Source organism: Natrinema soli (assembly GCF_028618695.1).
Genome location: NZ_JAQIVI010000492.1, coordinates 1 through 7,177, shown reverse-complemented (window position 1 = coordinate 7,177; position 7,177 = coordinate 1). Strand labels below are relative to the sequence as shown.

The following is a 7,177-nucleotide window of genomic DNA, read 5'->3' as shown; positions in this document are numbered from 1 at the left end:
CGGGTGCTCGCCCCCGACGGCCGCGCGCTGGTCAGCGCGTGGTCGACCGCCCACGACCGGTTCGACGAGACCGAGGGATTCGACACGACGGTCGAGTGGACCCTTCCAGGCGGCGAGCCGGTCGACCGATTCTACCACATCTACGCCCCAGACGAGTTCGAGGCCGACCTCGCCCAGAGCGACCTCGCGCTGCTCGAGTGGGAACTCTCGAGCGGGAACTGTTATGCGACGGTAGCGGGCACTGGGACGACCGAATAGTCCCGTCTCGAAGGTGGCTGATTCGTCGCCGCTGGCGACGCTGATCGCCATCGGGCGGTCACGAGGAAAAGGAAGAGCCTTAAACGTGGAACGAAAATCCGGGAATGCGCGCGGATGGTCTAGTGGTAGGACCTGAGCCTTCCAAGCTCATGGCCCGGGTTCAAATCCCGGTCCGCGCACTTTTCAACGGTGCTGTGATCGTAGTGAGCAGCACGTCGTGAGACTCGTCTCACGGAAAACGGACGTGAGGAGAAAATGCTCGATAGAGGGGTTTGAATTATACCGAGGTTCTGCGAACGAAGTGAGCAGGTTCTCGGGAGTGGTTCAAATCCAGGTCCGCGCATCACCGTTCTCCGTATCGTCAACGTCCATTCGAGCGAAAATCCTCCCAGTGCAGTAAGCCAGCCACCCACAAATCGGGGTCACGCGAGACTGGACGAGACGTAGCTCATGGTTTCGGGGTTCCCTCACGGAGACAGTACACCCAGAGCTAGAAATATCGGGAGACCTCACTCGAATAGAGAGATTCCCGACTACGACGCCGTCACGCCAGACGAACGCGAGCACTAGTGGCGGTACCTCGCGTAGCGATTGGGCAAAGCGAAGGACGGCGTGACGGTAGACGAACGGGAACCCGCAAGCGACTGGAAGGTATCGTCCCTACTATGGGAAGTAACGAAAACGCGACTGCCGAGGATAATCCGGGCCCGGTACGACCCCGAGACTGATTTTTAAGGAAACGTTATATCGAAGTCCTCGCGTGACTCGTCAATGGCATCACGTGCACGGTCCGCAGTATCCGCGTCCCATCTGCCGACGGCGATTGGTTCCCCGTCACTGGGAAGCCGGTTCAATAACGCGGTGAGTCTCTCACGAATCGGCCCATCTTATAGCGTAATTATTGGCTGGTTACCCGCTTCTCGGACACAGTGCCTCCGGTGACTACAGATGCGAACTGACCGGGTTACGCGTCGTATTCAGATTGCGTGATTCCATGTCACCGCGAATGAACTGAGTCACTGATAAACAATTCTTATGCGCGCCGAGTCGGTTCCCTGAGACAGGATGGTACGTGAGAGTTGGGCGAGTCGCGCTGGATTCATCTTGGCCGCGGTCGGAAGTGCGATCGGACTGGGGAACATCTGGCGATTTCCCTGGATGACCGCGGAGAACGGCGGGAGCGCCTTTCTACTGTTGTATCTGCTCATCGTCCTCGTCGTCGGGGTTCCGGGATTGCTGGCCGCGTTCGTGATCGGTCGACGGTCGAATCGGAACCCAGTGGGGGCGTTCAAATCGCTCGGTGGATCGCGTTTCTGGACGGCGTTAGGCGTGCTCTGTGTCGTCACCTCGATCATGCTGATGTCGTTCTACAGCGTCGTCGGCGGATGGATCCTTCGGTACTTCCTCGAGAGCGCGACGGGTGCCTATTTCGCGGATCCCGAAACCCACTTCGCGGCGATCAGCTACGGTGCCGAAGCGTTCGGCTACCAACTCGCCGTCCTCGCGGCCACGTCTCTGATCGTCGCCGCGGGGATCAGACGCGGCATCGAGGCGACGACGAAGGTGATGATACCCGGCGTCGTCGTGTTGCTCGTCGGACTCGCGATCTGGGCGGCTCGACAACCCGGCGCCGTGCAGGGATACGAGTTCTACCTCGAATTCGACGGTGCCTACCTCGCGGAGAACTTCCTATCGGTACTGGGAGACGCCGCCGGCCAGGCGCTGTTCACTCTCTCGATCGGCAGCGGGACGATGATCACCTACGCCTCCTACGTCGACGACGACCGCTCGCTGCCCCTCGACGCCTCGGCTATCGCTGTGTTCAATCTCGGTATCGGCATCCTGGCCGGCCTCGTGGTGTTCCCGTTGCTGTTTTCGTTCGCGCCGGGACCGACTGCGGGCGGCCCCGGAGCCCTGTTCATCGGGATCGCCGGCGCGTTCGCGAGCCTGCCCGGCGGGCGACTTCTCGGCGCGGTCTTCTTCCTCGTCGTTCTCCTCGCAGCCCTGACGAGTCTGATCAGTATGCTCGAGATTCCGGTCTCGTTTCTGGTTGACGAGTTCGATCTCGAGCGGTCGACGGCGACCCGAGGGCTATTCGCGCTGATCGCACTCACTGGCGGCGTGAACGCGTTCAGCCCCGCGGTGTTTACGCTGTTCGCGGACCACCTCGTCGATCTACTCCTGGTGCTCGGCCTGACCGGGTTCATGGTGTACACGGCCTGGGTCCTCGGTCCGGCCGCGATCGAGGAGTACCTCGAAGGCGCGGGACAGCTCTCACGCCCACTGGTGATCCCGTGGCGATACGCGATCGGGACCCTCTTCCCAGCGTTTCTCCTCTTTACGTTCTACGCCGACGTTGCGGGCCTAGTCGGGCTCTCAGCGGGAACGGGACTGTTGTTGGTCGCGACGCTGCTGACGGTGATGGCGCTCGTCGTAGTGGCCCGCCGTTCCGTCTCCGAAAACCGACCGCAACCGAGCGAGAGCACGGACTGACTGAGACGAGTCGCGCAGTGCGAACCGAACGTTTGCGCAGTCGTTCGAGAGAGCGAAAACCCGCTCGGACTGGGCGATTCCGAAGGAATCGCTTCCAGTCGGGCGTCGACGCCGCCCGACGACAGCGGAGGACAACGTCGTCGAGCAGTCGGCGTGTTAACAAATCGTAGATTTGGGGCATCACGAAACGGCTTCGCCGTTTCGAACGACTTCGTGCCGACAGCCTCACGGGATCTTCGATACCGCTTCGCTTCGACGAAAAGTACTCCGCTCCCTCGGTTCACGGCCGTCGGCCGTTGCCTTGCCGCGGCGCATAGCGCCGCACTCTCTTGGGAGGTCGTCGGCCACCCCAAAGATCGAGACCGCGGCGGACAAGCCGAGCTGACCGACCATGAACGTGATGACCGGTGACGACCACCAGCGAGCGAGGGGCCGGGCTTGGTGGGGCCCCGACCAGCAGCGAAGGCGCAGACGGCGAGGGTGATCGTCTCGCAGCCGGGTTCAAATCCCGGTCCGCACACGGTTCGGTGAATCGCTAGCTCTCGAGGTAGCCAAGCGACTCGAGGCGCGCTTCGACTTCGTCCTGCGCTTCCGCCTCGTAGTCGTCCGTTTCGGTTTCGGCCTCGACGGTGGCCAGGACCTCTTCGACGACGAACGTCACGTACTCGGCGGCCGAGTCGAAGTCGCTTCTGGGGACTCGAGATTCGATCCGCGAGACGAGTTCCGACGGGAGTGCGATCGATTCGTGGTCGTCGCGGTCCAGCGAAACGGTCTGATTCGGTGCCATGAAGCGACTATCGGCGGGCGAGCTAGATTATTACCCGGCGTATAAATGGTTGAGACTGCCGAATACGACACCGGTATTAATCACCGTGGCCGAATAGCGTCTCGACAGAATGGGCGATCAACGGAACGTTATACTACTGACTGTCGACAGTCTTCGACTCGATTACTGTGGCTATGCGGACGACTCGTCGGGATCGATGCCGACCCTCGAGCGACTCGCCGACGAGGGACTCGCGTTCGAGAACGCGATCGCGACGGGGCCGGCGACGCACGAGTCGGCGACGACGTTCATGACGGGATCGCACGCCGTCGAGCGACCGGGCAGCACGGAGATAACCAAAGCGCAGATGCGGACCCACATTCGGTCGCACCTCCGATCGCGTCGGACGCTTCCCGAGCGGCTGTCGGCGGCCGGGTACGAAACGGCGGGGTTCACCGCGAATCCGTGGACCTCGAGTCACTTCGGCTTCGATGCCGGCTTCGACCGCTTCGAGGATTTCATGGACGAGGACCTCTCTCAGGGGCTCATCGAGGGCGGGAAGCCGGAGAACTCGATCCGCTACGCGCTCGTCCAGGCCCTCAACTGGTGGCAGGGCCAGGACATGTTCATGTCGTGGGAGACGTATTACGACGAGATGACGTCGTGGCTCGAGAGCGCCGACGAGCCGTACTTCATGTGGTCGTTCCTGGTCGATCCACACCTCCCCTACATCCCGGGCGATGAGTATCGCTCGCGCTCGAGAGTGATGACGTACCTGGCGAATATGTGGATGTACGCCGGCCGACCGGACTGGTTCGACGAGCGGTTCCGCGCGGCGCTCTTGGACGCGTACGAGGACACGGTTCGACACACCGACGCGTTCCTCTCGCAGCTGCTGGCCGATCTCGACGAGATGGACGAGGATCCGCTGATCGTGATTCACGCGGACCACGGCGAACTGTTCGGCGAACACGGCCGCTACGGCCACGGCGGGTACCCGCACGAAGAGCTCGCCCGGGTCCCGCTGGTCGTCGCCAACGGACCGACCGATACCGTGACGCAGCCGTTCTCCCTGCGGCGGCTGCCAGAACTCGTCTCGACGCTGGCGGCGGGCGGCGACTACGAGTCGCTGACGGACCCCTGGGTGGTCACGCGGAACCGGAATCCGACCACGTGCGTTCGCGGTGAGAACTGGAAGTACGCCAGAACGCACACGGGTGAGGAGCGGCTTCGCGCGCTGCCGGAGGAAGAGCCGCTGGAGAACGAGGAACTGCGCGCGATCGGCCGCCGACTGGTCGACGACTGGGAAGAGGCGAAATCCGAGCGCGAACGGATCGTCGGGGCCGTCGGCGACCTCCCGATCGCCGACAAAGTGTAGCGACCTCGTCCACCATCACGCAGTAACTGAGTGGTGAAACAGCAGTCGCCACTCAGACCGCCTCGACGCGCTGGAACAGCGCCGCACCGATCGCGACCATCGCGACCGACGAGACGACGAGCGCGCCGAGATCGAGCAGCACCGAAAACGACGAGGTGCCGACCAGCACCGCTCGCAGGCCGTCGACCCCGTACGTCAGCGGGTTCGCGTACGCCAGATACCGCACCGAACTCGGAAGCCCCTCGAGCGGGTACAGCGCCCCGGAGAGGAAGAAGAGCGGGAAGATGACGAACTGGACGATCAGACCGAACCCCTCGCTGTCGCTGAACTGGGAGGCCAGCGCGATCCCGAAGCCGACGAACGTGATCGCGAGGAGCACGAGGAAGGCGGCCGCGATCGGGAGCGAGAGCAGGCTCACGGGCGCGAACCCGAGCGGAATCGAGAGCCCGAGGATCAGGAGGGCCTGCACGAGCGCCGTCGTCGACCCACCCGCGATCCGGCCGAGGACGATCGAGGTGCGACTCACGGGCGCGACGAGAATCTCCTTCAGGAAGCCGACGTCCTGATCCGCGAGGATCGAGAGACCGGCGAAGGACGCACCGAACAGCATCGTGAAGCCGACGATTCCGGGCACGAGGTACTGCAGATAGTCGACGTCCTCGGGAAGGCCCGGGATCGCCGCGCCCTGAAATCCGAACCCCATGAAGACGAGGAACAGCAGCGGCATCGCCAGCGAGCCGACGATACGCGACGGCGATCGGAGGAATCGCTTCGTATCGCGCAGCCAGAGCCCGTAGATCGCCTGCGGGTCGACGAGTTTCATGGCCGATCCTCCGTGGAAACCGCGCTCGAGCGATCGTCGCCTCCCTTTCCACCCGAGCGACCGCTCGAGTCCATCGAATGGCTCGCAGTCCCTCCGCCCGCCTCACCGCCGTCGTCGGACTCGAGCGCCTTCCCCGTCTGGTCACCGCTCGCCATCACGGTCCGGTCCCCGGTGGCTGCCCCGTTCCGGTCGCTGCCCGCCGCCGAGCGATCGGTCAGTTCGAGGAAGACGTTCTCGAGGGACGGCTCGCGGAGATCGACCGACGAGATGCGGACGCCCGCGTCGTCGGCCAGTCGGACGAGGTCGGCGATCCGTGCGTCGCCGTCGTCGACCGTGACCCGGACGCCGTCGTCGCTCGCGGTGTACTCGCGGCTCCACGGCTGCCCCTCGAGCCGGTCGAACAGTGCTGTCGGGTCGTCGTCGCTCGCGAACTCGAGGGCGACGACGTCGGCGCCGAGCGACGCTTTGAGCGCCGACGGCGAGTCCATCGAGACGATGTCGCCGTCGTCGACGATCGCCACGCGATCGCAGAGGTGGTCGGCCTCCTCGATGTAGTGGGTCGTCAGGACGATCGAGACGCCGGCCTCCGCGTTCAGCCGTTCGATGTACTCCCAGGTGTCGCGGCGGGTGCGCGCGTCGAGCCCCACGGTCGGCTCGTCGAGGAAGAGGACGGCGGGTTCGTGCAGCAACCCGCGGGCGATCTCGAGGCGGCGTTTCATCCCCCCGGAGTAAGTGCCGACGGGGTCGTCGCGCTCGGCGGAGAGTCCGACCAGTTCGAGCACCTCGTCGACGCGCTCGGCGCGTTCGGCCCGATCCTGTCCGTACAGTCGCGAGTGGAACGCCAGGTTCTCCGCACCGGTGAGCTCCTCGTCGAGGGCGGGTTCCTGGAAGACGATGCCGAGACTGGACCGAACCGCTCCTTTTTCGGTTCTAATGTCGTGGCCGTTGACCGTTGCCGTGCCGGTACTCGGGGGGAGAAGCGTCACGAGCATGTTGATCAGCGTGGACTTGCCCGCGCCGTTCGGGCCGAGCAGGCCGAACAGTTCGCCGCGCTCGACCGCGAACGAGAGATCGTCGACCGCGGTAACGTCGCCGAATTCCTTGGTAACGCCGTCGACATGTATTGCATCCATAGCGGGTCAGCTCTACTACTGAATGGCTGGTCAGTCAATAAACAGTCATCGGTTGGGAGGCTGTCAACTATCACGGCCGGCCGCATGCCGAGACGGGTACTGGGGCGACGCTCGAAGCTGGTAACAGTAGTACGGTGAAGGCAGGACAGTGAAAAGGGGGACGAGCAGGCGGGACGAGACGCGTCGGTCGAGAGGAGACGACGGGCGGAGCGAGACAGCGGTGCCGTCCCGCTACAGCGGCGTCTCGGGGGTGCGATCGCGGAGATCGACGACCGCGGCGAAGACGGCTCCGAGGACCACGCCGAACAGCGCGTGCCCGAGCAGGC

5 protein-coding genes, 1 tRNA gene and 1 pseudogene are annotated in these 7,177 nt (G+C 64.0%); 4 read left to right on the top strand and 3 right to left on the bottom strand.

Features of this window, described 5'->3' with window-relative positions; all coding sequences use genetic code 11:
• From PGX04_RS24755 to PGX04_RS24745, 3 genes and pseudogenes are all read left to right on the top strand, one after another.
• A pseudogene (locus tag PGX04_RS24755) lies at positions 1-258 on the top strand (class I SAM-dependent methyltransferase); the annotation flags it as partial.
• A 108-nt stretch (positions 259-366) separates the two neighbouring features.
• Positions 367-437: transfer RNA gene (locus tag PGX04_RS24750), tRNA-Gly, on the top strand.
• Between the two features lie 886 nt (positions 438-1,323).
• A complete protein-coding gene (locus tag PGX04_RS24745) occupies positions 1,324-2,751 on the top strand; it encodes a sodium-dependent transporter (RefSeq protein WP_273740935.1) in 1,428 nt (475 codons plus the stop codon).
• Between the two features lie 535 nt (positions 2,752-3,286).
• On the opposite strand, the gene PGX04_RS24740 is transcribed toward PGX04_RS24745, so the two are convergent.
• Entirely contained in the window at positions 3,287-3,538 is a 252-nt protein-coding gene (locus tag PGX04_RS24740; protein WP_273740934.1) for a hypothetical protein, read from the bottom strand.
• Positions 3,539-3,647: 109 nt separating this feature from the next.
• On the opposite strand from PGX04_RS24740, the gene PGX04_RS24735 reads away from it, so the two are divergent.
• Positions 3,648-4,895 carry a sulfatase gene (locus tag PGX04_RS24735; RefSeq protein ID WP_273740933.1) on the top strand — a complete coding sequence of 416 codons (1,248 nt, stop codon included), beginning with the start codon at positions 3,648-3,650 and terminating at the stop codon, positions 4,893-4,895.
• Between the two features lie 52 nt (positions 4,896-4,947).
• On the opposite strand, the gene PGX04_RS24730 is transcribed toward PGX04_RS24735, so the two are convergent.
• On the bottom strand, positions 4,948-5,718 hold the full coding sequence (locus tag PGX04_RS24730; protein WP_273740932.1) for an ABC transporter permease: 771 nt from the start codon (positions 5,716-5,718) through the stop codon (positions 4,948-4,950).
• Positions 5,715-6,851: an ATP-binding cassette domain-containing protein gene (locus PGX04_RS24725; protein ID WP_273740931.1), complete on the bottom strand. Its 1,137-nt coding sequence runs from the start codon at positions 6,849-6,851 to the stop codon at positions 5,715-5,717. The genes PGX04_RS24730 and PGX04_RS24725 overlap by 4 nt, the downstream gene beginning before the upstream one ends.
• Positions 6,852-7,177 lie beyond the last annotated feature (326 nt).

Coding starts and splice junctions, on each gene's coding strand:
- PGX04_RS24745 (WP_273740935.1), top strand. CDS start 1,324: ATGGTACGTGAGAGTTGGGCGAGTCGCGCTGGATTCATCTTGGCCGCG.
- PGX04_RS24735 (WP_273740933.1), top strand. CDS start 3,648: ATGGGCGATCAACGGAACGTTATACTACTGACTGTCGACAGTCTTCGA.
- PGX04_RS24725 (WP_273740931.1), bottom strand. CDS start 6,851: ATGGATGCAATACATGTCGACGGCGTTACCAAGGAATTCGGCGACGTT.
- PGX04_RS24730 (WP_273740932.1), bottom strand. CDS start 5,718: ATGAAACTCGTCGACCCGCAGGCGATCTACGGGCTCTGGCTGCGCGAT.
- PGX04_RS24740 (WP_273740934.1), bottom strand. CDS start 3,538: ATGGCACCGAATCAGACCGTTTCGCTGGACCGCGACGACCACGAATCG.